A 215-nucleotide genomic window follows, 5' to 3' on the forward strand; every position below is an offset into this window, starting at 1 on the left:
TAGAGGGTATCGGCTTTCTGACTGCAGCTCGTTTGGTCACTTCTTTTCAGCGAGGCGAGTTCAGCGGAGCGAACGCCTTTATCGCGTTTCTTGGGCTGGACCTGAGAGTATCCAAATCAGGGCAAAGTGATGGACCTCGTCGATTGACCAAACGCGGCGATCCAGAAGCCCGACGGTTGCTGCACAACGCGGCTATGTCCGGGAGCCGTACGCCG

The 215-nt window shown here is 57.2% G+C and carries 1 protein-coding gene; it reads left to right on the plus strand.

The window, feature by feature from the left end; all coding sequences use genetic code 11:
• The coding region (locus tag RGM3321_RS00010) for an IS110 family transposase (RefSeq protein WP_244390986.1) at positions 1-215 on the plus strand (215 nt) is incomplete at both ends.

The sequence above is a fragment of the Pseudomonas sp. RGM 3321 genome (genome assembly GCF_022836805.1).
In the GTDB taxonomy this organism is placed as follows: domain Bacteria; phylum Pseudomonadota; class Gammaproteobacteria; order Pseudomonadales; family Pseudomonadaceae; genus Aquipseudomonas.